Source organism: Corynebacterium sp. MSK047, from assembly GCF_030232285.1.
Classification (GTDB): Bacteria; Actinomycetota; Actinomycetes; order Mycobacteriales; family Mycobacteriaceae; genus Corynebacterium; species Corynebacterium jeikeium_D.
This window is the reverse complement of sequence record NZ_JASPJI010000006.1, coordinates 67,989-89,748: the sequence shown is the minus strand read 5'-3', so window position 1 is coordinate 89,748 and position 21,760 is coordinate 67,989. Positions and strand designations below refer to the sequence as shown.

Below are 21,760 nucleotides of genomic sequence, written 5' to 3'. Positions count from 1 at the left end.
CATCGATGAGTTAAGAAAAGTCATCGATAAGTGCCCCCCGCCCCGCAAACTCCTAGAACCCCGCGTAGGTGCAAGAACCCAGATGGCAGTGAGATATCTCCGATCCGTCCAATACAAGAACTTTCCGCGTTAGCTGGTAGAATGCGTGACGCAAACGAAGTTCATTCGATCTTTTACAGGCGACATCGATGATCGCCGCTATTTCTAGGAGTAAGAAACCTATGGCCAACAGCAAGGCTGTTGAATTTTTCTTTGATGAGGATTTCGGTATTACCGAGGCCGTTGCCACCATCGACAATGGTGATTTCGGCACCCGCACCATTCGCTTTGAAACGGGCCAGCTGGCTCGTCAGGCCGATGGTTCGGTGACCACCTACTTGGACGAGGAGACCATGCTCCTGTCCACCGTCACCGCTTCCAACCAGCCCCGCGAGGGCTTTGATTTCTTCCCGCTGACCGTCGACGTTGAAGAGCGTATGTACGCTGCAGGCAAGATTCCGGGTTCGTTCTTCCGCCGTGAGGGCCGCCCGTCTACCGATGCCATCCTGGCATGTCGTCTGATCGACCGTCCGCTGCGTCCGACCTTCGTCAAGGGCCTGCGCAACGAGGTACAGGTTGTTGTCACCGTCATGTCCTGGGATCCGAAGGACCGTTACGACGTTGTCGCAATCAACGGCGCGTCAGCTGCAACTCAGCTTTCCAGGCTGCCGGTCTCCGGCGCTGTCGGTGGCGTCCGCATCGCGCTCGTTGCTGATGACAAGCACCCAGAGGGTGCATGGGTCGCTTTCCCGACCGAGGAGCAGCACGAGCAGGCTCTGTTCGAGATGGTCGTCGCTGGCCGTATCGTCACCCGCAAGCGTCGCGGCAAGAACGTCGAAGATGTCGCCATCATGATGGTGGAGGCCGGAGCAGGGGAGACCGTCGTCAAGCGTATTGCTGACGGTGCACCGGCGCCGACCGAGGACATCGTCGCCGCTGGCCTCGAGGCAGCAAAGCCGCACATCAAGGTTCTGTGTGAGGCACAGAAGGGTCTGGCTGAGCGCGCAGCGAAGGAAACGCAGGAGTTCCCGCTGTTCCCGGCATACGGCGATGAGATTTTTAACGCAGTCGAGAAGAAGTCCGCTAAGAAGCTGGCCAAGCTGCTCACCATTCCGGGTAAGCAGGAACGAGATGACGCCACCAATGAGTACATGGAGGACGTCGAGGGGCAGCTGCTGGAGCGCTTCGTATCCGATGATGTCGACGAGCAAGCTGCATCTAAGCAGATTCGCGCTGCATACAACGCAGTGATGAAGCAGATTGTCCGTGAGAAGATTCTGGCTGAGGGCTTCCGCATCGATGGTCGCGGTGTCACCGACATTCGTGACTTGGGCGTTGAGGTCGGCTTGATTCCGCGTGCCCACGGCTCTTCGCTGTTTGAGCGCGGCGAGACCCAGATTCTGGGTGTCACCACTTTGGACATGCTGAAGATGGAGCAGCAGATTGACTCGCTGACTCCTGTTACCTCCAAGCGCTACATCCACCACTACAACTTCCCGCCGTACTCCACCGGCGAGACCGGTCGTGTTGGCTCTCCGAAGCGCCGCGAGATTGGTCACGGGGCACTGGCTGAGCGCGCTTTGCTGCCGGTCGTGCCGTCCCGCGAGGAGTTCCCGTACACCATTCGCCAGGTCTCCGAGGCGCTTGGATCCAATGGTTCGACCTCCATGGGCTCGGTCTGTGCTTCGACTCTGTCGCTGTACAACGCCGGTGTGCCGCTGAAGGCTCCGGTTGCCGGTATCGCCATGGGCCTGGTTTCCGGCGAGGTTGACGGTGAGAACCGCTTCGTCGCACTGACCGATATTCTCGGTGCCGAAGACGCATTCGGTGACATGGACTTCAAGGTCGCTGGTACTGCGGACTTCATTACCGCACTGCAGCTGGACACCAAGCTCGACGGTATTCCGTCGAAGGTTCTGGCCGATGCTCTGTCCCAGGCTCGTGATGCACGTCTGGCCATCCTGTCCACCATGGCTGAGGTCATCGAGTCTCCGGACGAGATGAGTGGTCTCGCTCCGAAGATCACCACCGTTAAGGTTCCGGCTTCGAAGATCGGTGAGCTCATCGGTCCGAAGGGCAAGACCATCAACGGCATCACCGAGGAAACCGGTGCTGATATCTCTATCGAGGACGACGGCACCGTATTTGTCTCGGCAACTTCCGGTAAGGCCGCGGACGCTGCAATCGAGCAGATTAATGCCATTGCTAACCCGCAGCTGCCGAAGGTCGGCGAACGCTACCTGGGCACTGTCGTGAAGACTGTCGCTTTCGGTGCTTTCGTCTCCCTGACTCCGGGCCGTGACGGTCTGATCCACATCTCCAAGCTCGGTGGCGACAAGCGCATCGAGAAGGTCGAGGATGTCATCAACGTCGGCGACAAGATTCAGGTCGAAATCGCTGATATCGACAACCGCGGCAAGATCTCGCTGGTTCCGGTCGAAGACGACTAATGCTTGGCGACGGAGGATGTGCTGTAGGTAGCCTCTGACAACGCGTGTAGCGAGGGCGCGGTTAGGTCACAAATTGACCTAACCGCGCTTTTGTTTTGGGTTAATCTCGGGTTTCGAACGGATTAATTTTCGAACCCACGTGGAAGGTGATTTGCGCATGCAACTTGTCGCGCACGATCATGAATTCATTGACATTGCGGCCGGTGACTATGTCGCAAGTATTTCCCAGTTCGGTGGTGGTCCGAGATCACTGGAGTACTGTGGCCTGCCACTGCTGACTGACTATCCCAAAGGGTTCAATCCACCGTTGTCCGCAGGTACGCTCCTGGCTCCGTGGCCGAACAGGGTCGCTGACGGAGTATTCATCTTTGATGGGGAAGTCCATCGACTAGATATTTCGGAGCCGTCCCGGGCGAATGCTATTCACGGGTTTGTTGCAGATCGCGTTTGGTCTGTGGTCGATTCTGATGACAGCAGCGTCACCTTGGGCGTGGAAGTTGAGCCGCAACCGGGCTGGCCTTGGGAACTCGGTATGACCGTGCGCTGGCAAGTCACGTCTGCAGATGGCCTATCGGCGGAGTTCACAGTGCATAATCGCAGCGATAGGGAGTGCCCGTTTGGTCTGGGCTGGCATCCCTATTTAAGCGCGTTGGGCGCTGACTTCGGCAGTTGCACACTGCGGTTGCCCGTTGATAAAAACCTGCCACTGGAGCCAATTCGAAACTTGCCCGCCGGCCCAGCGGTGCCAGCGGAGACAGTGGTTCCCAGCCTTCGAGAGGGGGTATCCCTGGATGGACTGTGGCTGGATCACTGCTTCTTTGCTGCCGCGGAGGCAGCGGGGAGTGACTCGCCGCGCCGTCGTGAAGCGCATTTGGTTGGGCCAAATGGCAAGGGTGCTGTGCTCTGGGCCGATGATGAATTCAGGTTCTTCCAGGTCTATGTTGCGGACGCCGGACGACGAGAAGGATTTCCTGGGCACGGGAATGCGATTGCGGTGGAGCCAATGACATGTCCGCCGGATGCGCTACGCTCCGGTACCGGTTTGCTGCGAGTTCAGGCTGGAGAGACAACAACTCTTGCCATGGGGCTGCGCGCGGAAACGGGTGGAAAATAGTTTTCCCAGCGCAGAAGAGTACAGCCCCCTCAATGGAAATCCCGGGCCGGGAGCAAGCCGCCTAGTTTAGGCGGTATTCCCCCCCGGTCTTGGGGGGCTACTGTAATGCAATCTTCTTCCGCTGCGGCTTGAGCAGCGTGGTGAGGAAGATTAGTACCACGGCAAATCCCGCGGCGGTAAACATCGCAATGCTATAGCCACGAATCACGTCGTCGGCGGCAGGAGCTGCTGCACCAGTGCTGGACAGGCCAGCGGCAATAACAGCTGACAGTGCCACAAACAGTGCAGTACCGACAGCGCCGGCAACCTGCTGCAGCGTGTTCATAATTGCTGAGCCATCCGGGTAGAGGCGCTTCGGAAGATCACCAAGACCGAATGTAAACAGCGGAGTAAACAGCAGCCCCAGGCCAATCTCAAGGACGATGTGGCAGGCGACAATCCACCACAGCGGAGTCGATGCTGAGATGAAGCCGAGCCCGAAAAGACCGAGGGCAAGGACAACGGAGCCGGGAATTGCCAGTGGGCGCGGACCATAGCTGTCAAAGAGCCGACCGACAGCCGGTCCCATAAGGCCCATAACCAGTGGACCAGGCATCACAATCAAACCAATAGTCTTGACGTCGACACCTCGCAGATTGAGGTAGAGCGGCAAAATGATGATCACACCGAACATCAGCATGAAACCAATGGTCAGAATGATTGTGGACAGCCTAAAGCTCTTTGTGCGGAAGGTTCGAAGATCCAGCAGAGCTCGGTTGTGCGGTGCCAAACGGCGCTGGCGCATGATGAAGAATACCAACAGCACGATGCCGACTACGCACAGGATTCCGTCGATAAGCGAAAACTCTGCGCCTACGCGGCTCAGCGCGTACACCAGCGGGCCGAATGCACCGGCACTGAGGAACACCGAGAGGATATCGATGGGCTTCGCGGAGTTTTCCTCAATATTGGGAACGAGAATGACACCCACTACCAGCACAATTAGGCCGAGCGGCAACATCGTGTCGAAAAGCGCATGCCAATTGTTATTTGCGATCTCCAGAATGAGACCGGAGATGGTCGGTCCGATAGCAGGCGCGACAGCGATGACCACGCTCATTCGTCCCATCATGCGCCCGCGCTCATGCTCCGGTACTACGTTGAGCACCGTGGTCATCAGCAGCGGCAGCAGCACTGCGGTACCGGACGCTTGGACAATGCGTGCGAGCAGAACGATCGCGAAGTTTGGCGCGAAAGCACCGATGAGAGTGCCCACGACGAATAGTCCTTGACTGACCGCGAAAAGAATGCGGAACGGCACTGCCGAAATGAGAAATCCAGTGACCGGAATGACAACTGCCATGGTCAGTAGGAACGATGTTGTCAGCCAGCCTGCGGTAGCTGCGCTGATTCCGAGGTCCGCCTTGACGACGGGAATTGCGACGCTCATGACCGTCTCGTTCAAGATAGCCATGAATGCCGCAGCTAGTAGCACGTAAATGGCCATATAAGCACTTTTGGGCGCATCGGCCTGTGGTGCCTCCGAACTTGGGCTGAGTTCGGAATCTTCAGATTCAGAAACCAAGTGAAGTCTCTTTCTATATATCGGTACAGAAATAGGTGATTGTCGAAGATATTGAATCTTAGCGCAACAAAAACCCCGTCGTAAGTCGACAAAAAGGCAAAGCGGACGGGGGCATTGGCACACAAGTTGGCCAACACATTCTAAGGTAAGGGAGAAAGATAAACCCGTTGGGAAAGGACAATAGCTGTGAGCAATATCAAGGTCGGCGTACTTGGCGCCAAGGGCAAGGTAGGGTCCACCATCTGCGAGGCAGTTGAAGCCGCCGACGATTTGGAGCTGGCAGCGGGTCTCGACTCTGGCGATGACCTGAATGAACTTGTCACCGCTGGTGTGCAGACCATTGTTGACTTTACTCAGCCCGACGCTGTGATGGGCAATCTTGAGTTCTGCGTTAAGAATGGCATCAACGCTGTCGTGGGTACTACGGGCTTTACTAAGGAGCGCCTCGATCAGGTGCAGCGCTGGCTTGACGACGCCGCCGGTGAGGCCAATGTTCTTATTGCACCGAACTTCGCAATCTCCGCGGTACTGACCATGAAAATGGCGGAGCTAGCCGCTCCGTACTTCGATTCCGCTGAAGTTATCGAAATGCACCACCCTTTTAAGAAGGATGCCCCCTCGGGCACCGCTATCCACACTGCTGAGGCTATTGCTCGTGCTCGCAAGGAAGCCGGCATGGGGGAGCAGCCGGACGCCACTGAGCAAACTCTCGATGGTGCTCGCGGTGCTGAGGTCGAGGGCATTCCGGTGCACGCAGTCCGTATGACCGGTTCGGTGGCTCACGAGACCGTTATCTTCGGTGCAGAAGGGCAGTCGCTCACCATCAAGCAGGACTCCTACTCGCGCACCAGCTTCGTACCAGGCGTTCTGCTGGGTGTGCGCAAGATTGAGGATTTTCCGGGCCTGACTGTGGGACTGGAGCCATTCCTGGGACTTTAATGGCCGGGAGTTAACTGAAAATGTCTGAAAATGTCACTCTCAAGGCGCAGCTAATCGCCGCGACCAACTTCTTCCCGCCGGAGGACATCGACTTTGATAGCGATGCCGATGGTGGGGAAGCATTGATTGAGTTCTCCGGCAGGGCTTGTTATGAAACGTGGGACAAGCCCAATCCACGAACGGCGACGAATAGGGGATATCTGCGACATGTGCTTGAGGTAGGCCACACCTCACTTTTTGAACACGCAAGTGCAAGCATCTATGTTCGTGGGCTGTCGCGCTCGTGTGCACATGAACTCACACGGCACCGCCACTTTTCCTTTTCGCAGTTGTCGCAGCGGTTTGTGCCGGCCAGTTCCAACAATGTTGTGGTTCCTCCCGCAATTGCGGAGGACCCGGATCTGTTGCGAGTTTTCGAAAGCGCGGTTGATCAGTCCCGTTTCGCCTATGGTGAGTTATTAGACGCACTGGAAGAGAAGTGGGCCGACGAGTCCAACGCTATCTTGCGGCGAAAGCAGGCACGCCAGGCAGCCCGGGCGGTTTTGCCCAATGCCACCGAAACTCGAATCGTGGTTACTGGTAATTTCCGGTCTTGGCGCCACTTCATTTCGATGCGTGCGACTGAGCATGCCGATGCTGAAATTCGGGAGTTGGCAGTGGCTTGCCTGCGGGAGCTGCAGCGCTGTGCCCCTGTTGCTTTTGGGGATTTTGAGATAAACACTCTGAAGGATGGGTCGGTCGTCGCGTCGAGTCCTTACGCCTTCGAGGGGTAATCGCACGTACAGTGTGAAGATATAGTCGATTGAGATTTTTAAGAAAAGGTAGTCAACAATGAGCACAGGAATTGCGTCAACTCGCGGTGCTGACATTTTCGGCACCGTCGCCGTAGCTATGGTGACCCCTTTTGATAAGGACGGAAACCTCGATGTCAAGGCGGGTGTGCAGCTCGCTGGTCATCTTGTAGACGGTGGCTGCGATGCACTCATTCTGGCCGGTACTACCGGCGAGTCGCCTACTACGACGGTTGAGGAAAAGCTTGAGCTTCTCCGAGCTGTCCGTGCAGAGATGGGTGACGAGGTTAAGCTCGTGGCCGGTGCCGGCACCAATGACACGGCCGGGTCCATCGAGCTGGCAAAGGCTTCTGTGGAGGCGGGCGCGGATGCGCTGCTCGTCGTCACGCCGTATTACTCCAAGCCGTCCCAGGAGGGGCTGTACCGTCACTTTACGGCAGTGGCTGACGCAACCGAGGCGCCGGTGTGTTTGTATGACATTCCGCCGCGTTCGGTTATTCCGATTGAAGTTGATACCATTTACCGGTTGGCGGAGCACCCGAGAATCCAGGCTGTTAAGGACGCCAAGGGGGATTTGGGAGCTGCCGCCGGCATTATCGCTAATACTGATTTGGCGTGGTACTCCGGTGACGATGTGCTGAACCTTCCGTGGCTGTCTATTGGCGCCACCGGGTTTATTTCCGTTATTGGACATGCAGCCCCGCAGCTGCTGGCTGAGGTGCGCTCTTGCTTTGACAAGGGAGACCTTGCTGGTGCGCAGGCTGCCCACGCGAAGATGACTCCGCTGTTTGCCGCTCAGGCTGCACTTGGCGGTGTAAGTTTTGCTAAATCCGCTCTGCGTCTGCAGGGCATTGAGATAGGAGATCCACGCTTGCCGCAAATTGCAGCAAATGACCAGCAGCTTGAGATGCTTGAAGAAGCTATGCGGAAGGCGGGTGTTCTGTAGTGGCTGAAGGACGCAATCGCGCCCGCAAGGTAACTCGTAAGGCTGGTCCGCCTTCCGAGTCCGACGTGGCTGCAGCAGAGCAGTCCAATAACTCTGCATCCAAGGGCTCCGACAAGGGTGGAGCTAAATCCAACGGCTCGAAGTCCTCGCAGCGTTCCGGTGAGCGTAAGAACTCCGGTAACGCTAAGAAGTCCCAAGGTTCTTCGAATTCTTCCAACCGCGGTTCCCGCGGTGGTCGCGGCGGCCGTGGAGGTAACCGCGGAAATAGTTCGAGGGGTGGCCGTGGCGGACGCGGTGGCAACCGTCGTAACGTAGTCCAGTCGATGCAGGGTGCAGACTTGACGCAGCGTCTTCCTGCACCGCCGAAGGCCCCCAAGGACGGCCTGCGCGTGGTCGCACTGGGCGGTATTTCCGAAATCGGTCGCAATATGACCGTGTTGGAGTACAAGAACCGCCTGATCATCGTCGACTGCGGCGTGCTGTTCCCGAGCTCGGATGAGCCGGGTGTTGACCTGATCCTGCCTGACTTCTCCTACATGGAAGACAAGTGGGATCGCGTGGAAGCTCTCGTGGTCACCCACGGTCACGAGGACCACATCGGTGCTATCCCTTGGTTGCTCAAGCAGCGCGCGGACATCCCGATTATTGCTTCTCGCTTTACCCTGGCACTGATTCAGGCCAAGACACAGGAGCACCGTCAGCGCCCGAAGGTCATCGAGGTCAACGACACCAGCCACATTCAGCGTGGTCCGTTCGATCTGCGTTTCTTCAATGTCAACCACTCGATTCCGGAGTGCCTTGGCATCGTCATTAAGACCGGAGCTGGCATGGTCGTCCACACCGGTGACGTGAAGATGGACCAGACCCCGCCGGACGGGAAGCCGACTGACCTGCCGGCGCTGAGCCGCTACGGTGATGAGGGAATCGACCTCTTCTTGTGTGAGTCCACCAACGCTACGATTCCGGGCTTCTCGGGATCCGAGGCGGAATTGGCTCCAACTCTGCGCCGTCTGATTATGGATGCCAAGCAGCGCGTTATCGTCGCGGCCTTCGCATCGAATGTCTACCGCGTGCAGGCGGTCATCGACGCAGCTGTTAAGGCTGGCCGCAAGGTTGCCTTCAACGGTCGCTCTATGATTCGCAACATGCGCATCGCGCAGGAATTGGGGCTGCTGACCGCTCCGGAAAATACCATTGTGGAGATGAACGAGGCCGCTCGCATGGCGCCCCACAAGGTCGTGCTGGTGACTACCGGTACGCAGGGTGAGCCAATGGCTGCGCTGTCTCGCATGGCCCGCCGTGAGCACCGTCAGATCACCGTCCGTGATGGCGACCTGATTATCCTCAGTTCTTCGCTGGTACCCGGTAACGAAGAGGCAGTCTTCGGCGTTATCAACATGCTGGCCCAAATTGGTGCCACGGTTATCACCGGTAAGGATGCGAAGGTTCACACCTCCGGTCACGGCTTTGCCGGCGAGCTGCTGTTCCTCTACAACGCAGCTCGTCCGTCGAACGTCATGCCGATTCACGGTGAGTGGCGCCACCTCCGTGCCAACAAGGAGCTGGCTGTGTCCACTGGCGTGAAGCCAGAGAACGTTGTCCTGGCTCAGAACGGTGTGGTAGTCGACCTCGTTGATGGCCGCGCTCGTGTAGTTGGCCAGGTTCCGGTCGGTAACCTCTACGTCGATGGCGTCACCATGGGTGACGTCGACGCTGACGTGCTGGCAGACCGTGCTGAAATGCGTGAAGGTGGTCTTATCACCGTCACAGCCGTCATTGATAACCGCACTGGCCGCCCGTTGGAGAAGCCACGGGCTCAGGCTCGCGGTTACTCGGACGACGCCAAGGAAGTGCTCGAAACCGTCGAGCAGGTCGTTGACGATACTCTCTTTGACCTGGCTGGCAGTGGCGAGAACAACCCGTACCGTATGGCTCAGGAAGTTCGTCGCCGCACCGAGCGTGTCATTAACCAGAAGTGGCGTCGCAGCCCGATGGTTGTTCCGACAATCGTGCCGATGTCCTCTGAGGCAGCCGAAGAGGTTACCGATGAGGAAATCCAGGAGTCGCGCGAAAGTATCTAAATTTCTAGAGCGTCTTTTAGCGTAAGAGCCCGCATCCACCTACAACCGTGTGGATGCGGGCTTCTCCGTGCCTGGTCTAGGCTGGAGCTATGACTTTTGCTGAACGGGAACGTGAAGACCTAGCTAATCTACTGCTCAGCGTCGGCCCCGACGCCCCGACCTTGTGCGAGGGGTGGACGACCCGGGATCTTGCCAACCACCTGTACATTCGCGAAAACCGTCTGGATGCCGCTGGCGGGATGTTCGTCAAGGCGCTTTCGGACCGCCTTGATGCTGTTACCGCTGAGGTCAATCGAATGCCCTACGTCGAAGTGGTGGGGAAGTGGGGTAGTGGTGCTCCGCGATGGAATCCAATGAACTGGGCAGACCGCTACGTCAACGCTGCGGAGAACTTCGTCCATCACGAGGATGTCCGTCGTGCCCAGGAAGGCTGGACCGTTCGTCAGCTGCCACCCTCCGGAGTTTCGGACCTGTGGCGTCTGGTCACTACTGCCGGCCGTATGATGTTGCGCGGTTCGACCTCGACCGTGGTGCTAATGCGTGACGACGGAGTTGCGGTGACCCTAATCGACAACAGTGCTAAAGGTGCTCCAGTTGTGACTGTCCGCGGAAGCGTCGGGGAACTGGTGTTGTGGCTCTATGGCCGTGGCGAGGTGCGCGTCACCATCGACGGCGACGAATCGGGCATCAAGCGCAACAGTCTTTGAGATCACGTTCTCAGTTCTGGACGGTCGCGACAGCACGCCTGTTAAACAATGACACGCGTGTGACTAATGTGAAAACGATCCGGCGTTAGCTGTAAGGTAATGGTCATGTCTGCGACCAGCCGAACCAGAACTGACAATCGTCGTGGATCTTCCCGCTCTGCGGAGACAGATGCCACGCGGCGATACCCCGTGCACAGCGCCACGGAGGAATTCGAGCGCACTCCTAGCGCTATGTCGTTCGTGGGCAATAGCTTGGCCAGCGCCTGGACTGAAACTGCCCGCGGCGTGGCCGGTCTTGCCCGGCGGGTCAGCGGTCGCAAAAATAAGCGAAACGAAGAGGAGAATATGTCGCGGCGCGAAAGTGACGCCGATTTTTCGACGAAGCCCCGTAGGAAGCGTCGTAAAGCAGCTAGCGGCTATGACGATGTAATTGAACCGCCGGCACCGGCCTCCGTGCCAGCTGACGAGTTCGATGCAGACTTCGATGAGGGTGGCGAACCGGGATCGAAGGATGGCCTGGCACTACTCGTGCTGGCGTTGGCAATTGTGCTGGCTGGTTCGACATGGTTCCACCTGGCAGGGCCAGTGGGGGAGTTCATTGAAACGGCAGTGCGCACGCTCATTGGTATCGGCGCTTTTGTACTTCCGGTGCTGCTCGGTGTTGTTTCCGTATTGATGATGCTGGATGCGATGCCGCGTCGTGAACGTCTGACACCTACCATTACTGGAGCTTCGCTGATTGTGGTGGGTCTGCTCGCAATTGTGCATATCGGCTCTGGTCGTCCTGCGGACTGGCAGGGGCGACGTGCAGCTGGTGGCGCAATCGGTGGTTATATCGGTTCGCCGCTAGCAGCCGGGTTTACCTCGTGGGTCGCCGTCGTTTTGTTGCTGGGCATCGTTTTTTACGGCGCTCTGGTGCTCTCTGGCGCGACGGTGCGTCAACTTATCGATGCCACTAAGGAGTACTTCAACTTTTCCGAATGGTCTTCGCGTCGTGCCGGCGACGAGCCGGAATCGGACGATCCCTACGGCAATGTCGATGACATGCTGGAACGTCGTGCGAGCTGGGATTCGGATACCGCATATGCCGATGAGGACTTTGACCAGCCGACGCAGCTAATCGAGCGTCGCCCAAGCCACAGCGGCCGCACGCATCATTCCTCGTCGCGTTCGACCGATCGCTCTGCTTACCGAGCTCCTCGCCGTGGCGCGGATAGCCGTATGTCTGCACCCGAACCCGCGCCTTACGACGAACCGGATGCTGACGGTAATCTCTACGATCTTTTGGACGAAGAGCCGCAGAGGACTCGACAGGCTCCGCGACCTGCCCGTCAGGTTGAGGATGTCGACTACGATTCGGCAAAGACCACAGTGTTTGATGTCCGGCATGGGGCACAGCACTCCAACCGAGTCTCCCCGGTGGAGCCGGCGTTTCCGGCGGCTGAGTACGTGGAGGAAACTCAGTCGGATGCTGTGCATCGGGACACCGCCGAAACGGAATCGACTATTCCGGCTGTCGGGGGCACGAACTGCCACGCTGCCGACGAGGAGTATGACGAGTACTCCGAGTACCCGACGCAGGAGGCTGCTGCAGCGAGCAGCAGCGAACGCAATCGTGTTTCCGCTTCCCGAGCTCCGAAACAGCCCGTTCAGTCTGAGACCGTAGCGCCGGAGAGTGCCCCGCAGGGCGAGTCGTCTGTCGACGATTCGCGGGATGCGGTTTCTGAGGCTACGCGCCGCACCATGGATGCCATTGCCGCTCGTTCTGGCATCGATGCCTCTAAGATTCCGGCCACAACTCCGAAGTCTGAATTGGAAAAGGACGCCGAGGGTACGTCCGCTTCGTCGGCATGCACGCCGGAGTCTGACTACCACCTGCCATCGACTAACTTGTTGATCCCAGGTGAGCGCCCCAAGACACGTACGGCGACGAACGACCGCATGATTGAAGCGATTACTGAGGTATTCGCAGAATTCAAGGTCGACGCTGCGGTGACTGGTTTCTCTCGCGGTCCGACGGTGACTCGCTACGAGGTCGAGCTTGGCCCGGGCGTGAAGGTCTCGAAGATCACGAACCTCCAGTCCAACATTGCCTATGCGGTAGCGACCGACAATGTCCGCCTACTGACTCCGATTCCGGGCAAGTCAGCCGTTGGTATCGAGGTACCGAACAACGACCGTGAGATGGTTCGGCTTGCCGACGTACTCAACGCGCCCAAAACCGTTGCGAACGATGACCCGATGCTGATTGGCCTCGGTAAGGATATTGAGGGCGAGTTTATCTCGCACTCTATCCAGAAGATGCCGCACCTTCTCGTTGCCGGTTCGACCGGTTCGGGTAAGTCCGCGTTCGTAAACTCGATGTTGGTGTCGCTGCTGACGCGTGCAACCCCGGAGGATGTCCGACTGATTCTGGTGGACCCGAAGATGGTCGAGCTGACTCCCTACGAGGGGATTCCTCACCTGATTACGCCAATCATCACTCAGCCGAAGAAGGCCGCGGCGGCTCTGCAGTGGCTGGTTGAAGAGATGGAACAGCGGTACATGGACATGAAGGCCGCCCGCGTCCGTCACATCAAGGACTTCAACCGTAAGGTCAAGTCCGGTGAGATTACGACGCCACTTGGCTCGGAACGCGAGTACCGTCCGTACCCGTACATTGTCTGTGTCGTCGACGAGCTGGCAGACCTGATGATGACCGCACCCCGCGATATCGAAGATGCGATTGTGCGCATCACGCAGAAGGCCCGTGCCGCCGGTATCCACTTGGTGTTGGCTACGCAGCGTCCGTCTGTGGATGTGGTCACCGGTTTGATTAAGACGAACGTGCCATCGCGATTGGCATTCGCTACCTCGTCACTCACGGACTCCCGCGTCATTCTTGACCAGGGAGGTGCTGAAAAACTCATTGGTATGGGCGATGGCCTGTTCATCCCACAGGGTGCAGGCAAGCCGCGACGTCTACAGGGTGCCTTCGTCACGGACGAGGAGATTCAGGCCGTAGTCGATGCAGCTAAGGCACAGGCCGAGCCGGATTACACCGAGGGTGTCACAGAGGATAAGAGCGCTGAGGCTGAGCGCAACATTGACCCCGATATTGGAGATGACCTGGAAGATTTGCTTCAGGCAGTCGAGCTGGTGGTCACCGCACAGCACGGGTCGACCTCGATGTTGCAGCGCAAGATGCGAGTCGGCTTTGCCAAGGCTGGTCGACTGATGGACCTGATGGAAACTCGCGGAGTGGTCGGGCCATCAGAGGGCTCTAAGGCACGTGAGGTCCTGGTCAAGCCAGAGGAGCTCGAAACCATTAAGTGGATGATCAAGGGCGCAAATCCGGAGGACGCTCCTAAGGAAGAAGTAAACGTAGTCGACGCTGATCCGAATCAGTCTATGGCGTAGGACGACCCAGCCTCACCGCCGTTTCTGATTGCGTGTATAGTCGGCACACGTGGAGGGGAGTATCCCCGGTAGAAGCGGATGTTTTTCCGCTAGCCCGTGACGGTTATCGTCAGCACGGATTGGACGCACAGACTCGCTTTGTGCAGATTCAATCCCGGTGCCGTCACTTTTGTCACTTTGGCAGAAGCAGGAGAGACCTCCGGTTCATGTTCGCACGACCGGAGGTCTTTTTTTAATATGCATGTCCCCGCATTGGTATGGATCATCACCATTGTGGTCGTCATGGGTTTTATCGCCTTTGACTTCTATGCACACGTTCGCACGCCGCATAACCCAACTATGAAGGAAGCCGGCGGCTGGACCGCTTTCTACGTAGTCTTGGCATTAATTTTTGGCGGAATGGTGTGGTTGTTGTGGGATCACCACCGAGGCATTGAGTTTCTATCGGGCTATATCACTGAAAAGGCGCTCAGCGTAGACAACCTGTTTGTCTTTGCGCTCATCATCGGTGCGTTTAAGATTCCACGCCAGTACCAGCAAAAGGTTTTGCTGTTCGGTATTGCGATGGCGCTGGTATTCCGAGGCCTGTTCATTTGGGCTGGTGCGGCCGTTATTGCCAAGTGGTCTGACGTTTTCTACCTGTTTGCAATCTTCCTGATTTACACGGCTATCAAGACGGTGTACGACGAAGCCGTCGATAAGCCGGAACCCGATCCGTCGGATATGAAGTTGATTCAATGGCTGCGTCGAATTGTCCCGATTTCGGATCATTACAACAAGGACAAGCTGACCGTTAAGGAAAACGGCAAGCGTTACTTGACGCCACTTGCCATCGCGCTGGTGTCCATCGGTTTTATCGACGTGATGTTTGCGTTTGACTCTATCCCGGCTATCTACGGCCTGACGGATGAGGCATACATCGTCTTTACTGCAAATGCCCTGGCTCTCATGGGTTTGCGTCAGATGTACTTCTTGCTTGACGGTCTGCTGGATCGGTTGGTGTACCTGGCTTATGGTCTGGGTGTCATCCTGGCCTTCATTGGCGTGAAGTTGCTATTGCACGCACTGCATGAAAACAACCTGCCGTTTATTAACGGCGGTGAGAACGTGTCGGTGCCTGAAGTATCGACCTGGGTGTCGCTGGCGGTGATCGTCATCGTGCTGGTGGTGACTGTCCTGGCATCGTGGCTCAAGATTAAGCGTGATGAAAACATGGGTGCGATTGCCCTTCCGCGTGTTCACCACGATGATCATGGAAACGACGATGACCTTGGCTCTCACGCTTCCTCTACCTCTGTCGGTGGGAGGTCAGCGTCGGCCGGAAACGAAACTAACGGTTCGCACACCGGTAAGAACGAGCCTGGGCATTAATCGAACACGATTGTGAGATAAGGTAACAACTGTGACTGCTCCAAGTGCTGATACAAGCCGTGTTTCCAACTGGAACTTGCCCAATTTCCTGACCGTGCTTCGCATCCTCGGAGTGCCGGTATTCCTGTGGGTACTTCTTCAGGAGGGCGGCGAAGCCACCAATTGGCGCTGGTGGTCGTTTGTCGTCTTCGCGCTTCTGATGGCGACTGACAAGTTGGACGGGCACCTCGCACGCAGCCGTAATCTCATTACCGACTTTGGCAAGATTGCCGATCCGATTGCCGATAAGGCGCTGATGCTGGCCGCGCTGATCGGTATGAATATCATCGAGATTCTGCCGTGGTGGGTGACTGTCATCATCGTGATTCGCGAAGGTGGCATCACCATCTGGCGTATGTTCGCACTGCGTCAGGGGCGTGTTGTTCCGGCTTCTCGGGGCGGCAAGATAAAGACGGTCCTGCAGTCTGTAGCAGTGGGGCTATTCCTGATGCCAGTAAACTGGTTGTTCTGGCCGTCCTGGATTGTGATGATTGCCGCGATTGTCGTCACCGTCGGTACCGGAATCCAGTACATTGTGGATGCGCGTAAGGTCTCGTAGAGGAATTAAGTGGAGGTTAAAGCTGTGAACACAGTCGACCACCTCGCCCAGAGTGACGAAAACGCTGACGCTGTCGACGGCGTTTCGCTTCAACTCGTCCAAGCGCTTACCTCTCGCGGAGAGACTTTTGCAGCCGCAGAATCACTTACCGCAGGTCTTCTCTGCGCCACTGTCGCCTCCGTACCGGGAGCCTCCGCCGTTCTGCGCGGTGGCGTGGTCACCTACGCCACTGACACAAAGGCGTTGCTTGCCGACGTGCCAAAGGATGTTTTGGCCGCATATGGCCCCGTGTCCGAGTTGACGGCCCGGTATATGGCACTTGGAGTGGCGAATAAGACAGTGGCGGACTGGGGGATTTCGCTAACTGGCGTTGCTGGTCCAGCGATGCAGGATGGGCACCCAGTAGGTGAAGTCTGGTGTGGTCTGAAACCGCCGGGGGTTTCAGACCTTGATGGGGTAACCGCTGTTAGGTTGCCGGTGAATAAAGAGGGTTCGCGCGCGGAGATTCGTCGTCAAGCAGTGGTATTGGCGTTAGAACTGTTGTTGCAGAATCTCGACGGTGAGTAGAATTTTTGAAAATTGGGAACAGGTCGGCCTTCTAAAGCGTTAGACAAAGTGATGACCAACAATACTGCACTTATGACCATTCGCTACCCAGAGGTAGATAGCGCTGCTGCTTTGGAGGCTTCCATGGACGCCACAGCACCGTCGGCGCGAGTGGCTGTAGCGGAGCAGCATGGATCAGTTGCAAAGTTAACGGCACAGGATTTGGCGGAACGGGGAGAATCCCGTGAGCCGCTCCTGCGAGAGGCACTGGGGGAGACGCTGCGTGATATCCGTTCGCGCAGTGGACAGACGCTTCGTGAGCTTTCTGAAAATGCGGCTATTAGCCCTGGTTATTTGTCTGAGCTTGAGCGTGGACGGAAAGAAGTCTCATCTGAGCTGCTGGCGTCGGTATGCGCGGCGCTTGGTGTGACGGTGTCGGATTTGATGATGGAAGCAGCCACAGCGATGGCCCTGCATTCGGCGAGCCCAGAATTGGCAGCGATGTAGAAATTGGTTGCGGCGGTGGAATTTCATTCCATTGCTCCGGTACTTAGCACCCGAAGACGCTCGGCTTTAGTTAAGATTGGGTGCGCGATAAGCACAGACCTGCTTTGAGGTAGTTGCAATAAGAAAGGTGTATGGGACGCTATGGCTAATCCATTTGTAAAGCTGTGGAATTACTTGATGGCCGCTTTTGATTCCAAGATTGAGGAAAACGCTGATCCGAAGGTGCAGATTCAGCAGGCTATCGAGGATGCCCAGCGGCAGCACCAGGAACTATCGCAGCAGGCAGCGGCGGTGATTGGTAATCAGCGCCAGCTGGAAATGCGCCTTAACCGTCAGCTCGCTGAGATTGAGAAGCTGCAGGGGAACACTCGTCAGGCATTGCAGCTCGCTGACAAGGCTCGTGCTGAGGGGGATACTGCCAAGGCTACGGAGTATGAGAACGCAGCTGAGGCTTTCGCAGCTCAGTTGGTTACTGCTGAGCAGTCGGTAGAAGATTTGAAGGCTCTGCACGATCAGTCGCTGCAGCAGGCGGCTCAGGCTAAGAAGGCCGTCGAGCGTAATTCCATGCAGCTGCAGCAGAAGGTCGCGGAGCGCGCAAAGCTCCTCAGCCAGCTGGAGCAAGCAAAGATGCAGGAGAAAGTCTCTGAGTCCCTGCAGTCGATGAATCAGATTTCTTCGGGGGCTACACCTAATCTGGATCAGGTTCGTGACAAGATTGAGCGTCGTTACGCTAACGCTCTTGGTCAGGCCGAGCTGGCTCAGAACTCGGTTCAGGGGCGTATGGCTGAGGTAGAGGCCGCAGGCGTTCAGCTTGCTGGGCACTCTCGCCTGGAGCAAATCCGCGCAGAAATGAACGGTGGCAACGAGCTCTCTGGTGGCGAGGCTCAGAAGTCCATCGAGGGAAGCGCTGCCTCCAACGTTGACCCTGCTGTTGCTGAGCGCATGCGCCAGCTGCGTGAGGGCAATTAATTCTCCTACTCACCTTCACCACGTGCGATTAGCGAATCACCCATTGCCTTCGAGCGATTAATGGTTCGGATGACCACAGGTACGCCGAAGGCAATGATTGAGCCGGCAGCCCCTCGTGCTTTTCGAGCCTCCAGTACCTCGGCAGCGGCCATAACCTGAAGCGGAATCATACGCAGCGTCAGCGATAGTGCGAGCGCGATGGTGTCGACTGGTAGGCCGAAACGGGCGAACGGCTGCATCGCAGTGGTCAAAGTATCCATGATGTCGCTGACGCGGGTCGTCAGCGTTAGCAATATTGCCGCTGCGATTGCGGCGAGAAGCGCGAGGAAGGTCGTCAGCGCTTGCTCACCCCCGGCGCGCCACCACAGGAGAAGCGAAAGCAGCGCCAAAATGATTACGGCTCCACGGAGCTGCCGGAAAGCAACCATTGGTGGCACCTTGGCCACCGCATAAGCGAGGGTGACAATTGCCAGGGCAATCGCCCCGCCTAGCCAGGTATCCACGAGAATCCCGGTGAGCAATAAAAATGCGATGACAATGATGAGTTTGGGGGCCGTCGGGAGCCTGTGCACAGGCGACTTATGGTTTAGGTAAAGCCCTAACGGGACATCGGCTGGATGAATCATGAGCGGCCTTCTTCCGCACGAGTCATATCGCTGAAGTATCGGTCAATAACTTCCTTCGGCGCACCGTCGTCGACGATTTCTCCTGCGCTTACACGGATAACTCGGTCGAAGTCCATAAGAAAATCCAGATCATGAGTGACCACGATAATTTGCTGCTCAAGCTGGGCGAAAATACTCCGAATGTGGAGACGATTGCGCAAGTCGAGGAGCGTAGTGGGCTCATCGGCAATAATGGTCGTGGGATTAAGAATTAACACTGCCGCCAGCGCCAGTAGCTGTTTTTGTCCACCCGAGAGCAAGTGTGGCGAGGCGTCAGCATGATCGGCAAGCCCAAACCGCTCGAGGGCTTCCTGCACCAGCTGGTTGCGCTCATCCTTTGGTAGTTTTCGCTTGCGTAGTGAAAAGGCAATGTCCTCTGCGACTGTAGGCATCACAATTTGATTATCCGCATCAGAAAAGATGAAGCCGACATTCTTGCGAATTGCCTTTGCCTGCTTTGCGACATTCATGCCCTCATACGTGACCGTGCCACCAGTGACCGGGCCCAGGCCGTTAATGAGTCGCACCAGCGTGGACTTACCGCCACCGTTTTCGCCGATAATGCCAATGCGCTTCTCTGTGAGAGTTAGCGTGGTCGGCTTCAGTATCTGGCGTCCCGAATAGGTTGCGGAAGCGCGGTCAAAAGCGATGGTGGGCATAGTGCGACTCGAGACCCTTTCTAATTCTGTGGGGTTAATTGCCCGAGGTGGCTGCTTCCTTAACCAAACGACTTTGCTTACGGTTGGCAGCGTCGGGAAGCAAATCAGGGAAAGCCTGCAGTACGGCAGTAGCAATAAGCGCGGCTACGACAACCTTTGCCACGTCGCCTGGGATAAACGGGACGTTGGTAATCAGTGCGTCGGTGAAGCTAAGTCCCATACGCCAAGCCAATCCGACAGATCCGAAGAAGTACTGTAGTAGAACTCCAACGAGGCCCGCGCCGATGAAGACGCTGATTCGTGAAACTTTCGCCCGTGGTGCTTGCTGGGCAATCGCGCCGATTGCGAAACCTGCAATTAAGTAGCCGACAATGTAGCCCACGGTAGGGCCGGGAAGTGCGGCGAGAAGTGGTTTCCAGCCCGCCATGTTTGGGACGCCCACGAGACCAACAGCCAGGAACAGGGTAGTGGCGAGGCCACCGCGTTTGAATCCGAGAATCATCCCGGCCAGTGCGATGCCCATGTTCTGTAGCACGATTGGCACGCCGAGGCCGCCAACGGGAATGGCAATGCCGCCGAGCACGATGATCAGTGCTGCGAAAGCAGCGATAAGAGTGAGGTCATACACCTTGGAATTATTCACAGCTCTCATCTTAAACCCATGGGTTGAGCACTGTTCAGGCAGGGGAGCGGGGATTAGGTTATGAAAAGAGGGTGGCCAGGTAGGTATCAGTGACAGGTATCTTGTACGTTGGTCTCATGCGATTGGCCGATTTTCACAACTTCGTCAACCACGAATTTGGGCCTCAGCACGGCCCGTGGCTGTTGCATTCCCACGTACTGATGGAATATGGAAAAACTCCCGCGGAATTGCTCGAGGACGGGGTCGAACCTCGGGATATCTGGTGGGCGCTGTGTAGGGAACACGATATTCCCGAAGACCGCTGGTACGGTCCTGACGAATAGGTTCCGGCGTAGACGACGGTGAATGCTTGCCGACGGCTCTTGCGTGTCGTTGCCATTCGAACAGGGTTTCGCATATTATCGAAAGTGCTGATGAAGTCAATCCGTCTGATTCGGTATAACTTCCGGGTGTAACCGGCAGTAGAGGTGTCGCGGACCAATTTGGAACCGGAACGGCTAGTTTCGCGCCTAATTAAGTGTGAGCGAAGTTTCTGTTTTGGATGAAAATCGGGAGACACATTCTCTGAGTACGGCTCCAGAACCCGATACCGTACGCGACAATGACCGCGACAATGACAATGAGGAAGAACAACGAACTATGGCTCGTAAGAAGGCTACGGCTTCGAACCAGGGCAATGATCGCCTGAAGGCGCTCGATGTAGCTCTGGCGAATATTGAGAAGGACTTTGGTAAGGGTGCAGTTATGCGCCTGGGGGACGACAATCGTCCTCCAATTCAGGTTATTCCCTCCGGCAATATCGCTATCGACGTGGCCTTGGGCCTGGGCGGGTTCCCGCGTGGTCGTATCGTAGAAATCTATGGTCCAGAATCCTCGGGTAAGACCACAGTCGCACTGCATGCTATTTCAGAGGCGCAGCGGCAGGGCGGTATTGCCGCATTTATTGATGCGGAGCATGCGCTGGATCCGGTTTATGCGCGCAAGCTTGGAGTAGATACGGACAACCTTCTGGTATCCCAACCAGATACCGGTGAGCAGGCACTTGAGATCACAGATATGTTGGTGCGTTCCGGTGCTATTGACATCATTGTGGTTGACTCGGTGGCCGCGTTGACTCCGAAGGCTGAAATCGACGGTGAAATGGGCGATTCCCACGTTGGTCTGCAGGCGCGGTTGATGAGTCAGGCGCTGCGCAAGATGACGGGTGCGCTGTCCCACACCGGTACCACTGCCATCTTCATTAACCAGCTGCGTGAAAAGATTGGCGTCATGTTCGGCTCTCCTGAGACCACCACGGGTGGTAAAGCACTGAAGTTCTACGCTTCCGTTCGCTGTGACGTACGCCGAATTCAGACGTTGAAGGATGGCCAGGATGCGGTGGGTAACCGCACGCGCTTGAAGGTAGTCAAGAACAAGGTGTCGCCGCCGTTCAAGCAGGCAGAGTTTGACATCATCTACGGCGAGGGCATTTCGCGTGAGGGCTCGTTGATTGACATGGGCGTTGATAACGGCATTGTCAAGAAGTCCGGTTCGTGGTTTACCTACGAGGGCGATCAGTTGGGGCAGGGCAAGGAAAAGGCTCGTATGCACCTGCGCGAGAATCCAGAAATTGCCCAGGAAATCGAAGTCAAGATCAAGAAGAAGCTCGGCGTCGGGGAATTCGCGGAGGTCGAGGACGAGACCGATATCGATGCCCCTGTCGATGTCGTGCCGGACATCGACTTCGATGATTTGGAAGACTAGCTAGCTCGAGGCGTAGTGCCGCGACACAC

18 protein-coding genes and 1 pseudogene are annotated in these 21,760 nt (G+C 56.9%); 15 read left to right on the top strand and 4 right to left on the bottom strand.

Features of this window, described 5'->3' with window-relative positions; genetic code table 11:
* Window positions 1-221: 221 nt before the first annotated feature.
* Window positions 222-2,489, top strand: coding sequence for a polyribonucleotide nucleotidyltransferase (locus QP981_RS03715; protein WP_502869550.1), 2,268 nt, complete (start codon window positions 222-224; stop codon window positions 2,487-2,489).
* Window positions 2,490-2,646: 157 nt separating this feature from the next.
* Window positions 2,647-3,603, top strand: a complete 957-nt coding sequence (locus tag QP981_RS03710; protein ID WP_284857449.1) for an aldose 1-epimerase family protein — start codon at window positions 2,647-2,649, stop codon at window positions 3,601-3,603.
* Between the two features lie 97 nt (window positions 3,604-3,700).
* On the opposite strand, the gene QP981_RS03705 is transcribed toward QP981_RS03710, so the two are convergent.
* Window positions 3,701-5,089, bottom strand: coding sequence for an MDR family MFS transporter (locus QP981_RS03705; RefSeq protein ID WP_246819623.1), 1,389 nt, complete (start codon window positions 5,087-5,089; stop codon window positions 3,701-3,703).
* Window positions 5,090-5,353: 264 nt separating this feature from the next.
* Between QP981_RS03705 and dapB the strand changes: the two genes are divergently transcribed.
* The 11 genes and pseudogenes from dapB to QP981_RS03650 all read left to right on the top strand — a co-directional run bounded on the left by dapB (window position 5,354) and on the right by QP981_RS03650 (window position 18,021).
* Window positions 5,354-6,106 (top strand): 4-hydroxy-tetrahydrodipicolinate reductase, encoded by a 753-nt coding sequence (gene dapB / locus QP981_RS03700; protein WP_070643066.1) that lies wholly within the window; start codon window positions 5,354-5,356, stop codon window positions 6,104-6,106.
* Between the two features lie 20 nt (window positions 6,107-6,126).
* A complete protein-coding gene (gene thyX / locus QP981_RS03695) occupies window positions 6,127-6,879 on the top strand; it encodes an FAD-dependent thymidylate synthase (protein WP_088611520.1) in 753 nt (250 codons plus the stop codon).
* 58 nt (window positions 6,880-6,937) lie between these two features.
* The gene (gene dapA / locus QP981_RS03690; protein WP_070643065.1) at window positions 6,938-7,843 is read left to right on the top strand and encodes a 4-hydroxy-tetrahydrodipicolinate synthase; all 906 of its coding nucleotides are present in this window, start codon (window positions 6,938-6,940) and stop codon (window positions 7,841-7,843) included.
* Window positions 7,843-9,924, top strand: a complete 2,082-nt coding sequence (locus QP981_RS03685; protein WP_049170842.1) for a ribonuclease J — start codon at window positions 7,843-7,845, stop codon at window positions 9,922-9,924. The genes dapA and QP981_RS03685 overlap by 1 nt, the downstream gene beginning before the upstream one ends.
* An 89-nt stretch (window positions 9,925-10,013) precedes the next feature.
* Window positions 10,014-10,631: a TIGR03085 family metal-binding protein gene (locus tag QP981_RS03680; RefSeq protein WP_070566282.1), complete on the top strand. Its 618-nt coding sequence runs from the start codon at window positions 10,014-10,016 to the stop codon at window positions 10,629-10,631.
* A gap of 1,866 nt (window positions 10,632-12,497) precedes the next feature.
* Window positions 12,498-14,030, top strand: a pseudogene (locus QP981_RS11275) (DNA translocase FtsK); the annotation flags it as partial.
* A gap of 237 nt (window positions 14,031-14,267) precedes the next feature.
* Window positions 14,268-15,401 (top strand): TerC family protein, encoded by a 1,134-nt coding sequence (locus tag QP981_RS03670; protein ID WP_070643064.1) that lies wholly within the window; start codon window positions 14,268-14,270, stop codon window positions 15,399-15,401.
* Between the two features lie 31 nt (window positions 15,402-15,432).
* A complete protein-coding gene (pgsA, locus tag QP981_RS03665) occupies window positions 15,433-15,999 on the top strand; it encodes a CDP-diacylglycerol--glycerol-3-phosphate 3-phosphatidyltransferase (RefSeq protein ID WP_070643063.1) in 567 nt (188 codons plus the stop codon).
* Window positions 16,000-16,023: 24 nt separating this feature from the next.
* Window positions 16,024-16,566, top strand: coding sequence for a CinA family protein (locus QP981_RS03660; RefSeq protein ID WP_070643072.1), 543 nt, complete (start codon window positions 16,024-16,026; stop codon window positions 16,564-16,566).
* A gap of 51 nt (window positions 16,567-16,617) precedes the next feature.
* Complete coding sequence (locus QP981_RS03655) at window positions 16,618-17,052, top strand: helix-turn-helix domain-containing protein (protein ID WP_350309463.1); 435 nt, start codon at window positions 16,618-16,620, stop codon at window positions 17,050-17,052.
* Between the two features lie 141 nt (window positions 17,053-17,193).
* Window positions 17,194-18,021 carry a PspA/IM30 family protein gene (locus QP981_RS03650; protein ID WP_005509356.1) on the top strand — a complete coding sequence of 276 codons (828 nt, stop codon included), beginning with the start codon at window positions 17,194-17,196 and terminating at the stop codon, window positions 18,019-18,021.
* 5 nt (window positions 18,022-18,026) lie between these two features.
* Here QP981_RS03650 and QP981_RS03645 read toward each other — a convergent pair whose 3' ends face one another.
* Genes QP981_RS03645 through QP981_RS03635 form a run of 3 tightly spaced genes read right to left on the bottom strand, consistent with a single transcriptional unit; the run spans window position 18,027 to window position 19,997 of the window.
* Complete coding sequence (locus tag QP981_RS03645) at window positions 18,027-18,647, bottom strand: energy-coupling factor transporter transmembrane component T family protein (protein ID WP_069358739.1); 621 nt, start codon at window positions 18,645-18,647, stop codon at window positions 18,027-18,029.
* Window positions 18,644-19,345 carry an energy-coupling factor ABC transporter ATP-binding protein gene (locus QP981_RS03640; protein ID WP_101687559.1) on the bottom strand — a complete coding sequence of 234 codons (702 nt, stop codon included), beginning with the start codon at window positions 19,343-19,345 and terminating at the stop codon, window positions 18,644-18,646. The genes QP981_RS03645 and QP981_RS03640 overlap by 4 nt, the downstream gene beginning before the upstream one ends.
* Window positions 19,346-19,379: 34 nt before the next feature.
* Window positions 19,380-19,997 (bottom strand): biotin transporter BioY, encoded by a 618-nt coding sequence (locus tag QP981_RS03635; protein ID WP_049170862.1) that lies wholly within the window; start codon window positions 19,995-19,997, stop codon window positions 19,380-19,382.
* 80 nt (window positions 19,998-20,077) lie between these two features.
* On the opposite strand from QP981_RS03635, the gene QP981_RS03630 reads away from it, so the two are divergent.
* Together QP981_RS03630 and recA are read left to right on the top strand one after the other, a co-directional pair.
* Window positions 20,078-20,311, top strand: a complete 234-nt coding sequence (locus QP981_RS03630) for a DUF3046 domain-containing protein (protein ID WP_005509697.1) — start codon at window positions 20,078-20,080, stop codon at window positions 20,309-20,311.
* A 316-nt stretch (window positions 20,312-20,627) separates the two neighbouring features.
* Complete coding sequence (gene recA, locus QP981_RS03625) at window positions 20,628-21,731, top strand: recombinase RecA (protein WP_284857461.1); 1,104 nt, start codon at window positions 20,628-20,630, stop codon at window positions 21,729-21,731.
* The last annotated feature ends 29 nt before the right edge of the window (window positions 21,732-21,760 follow it).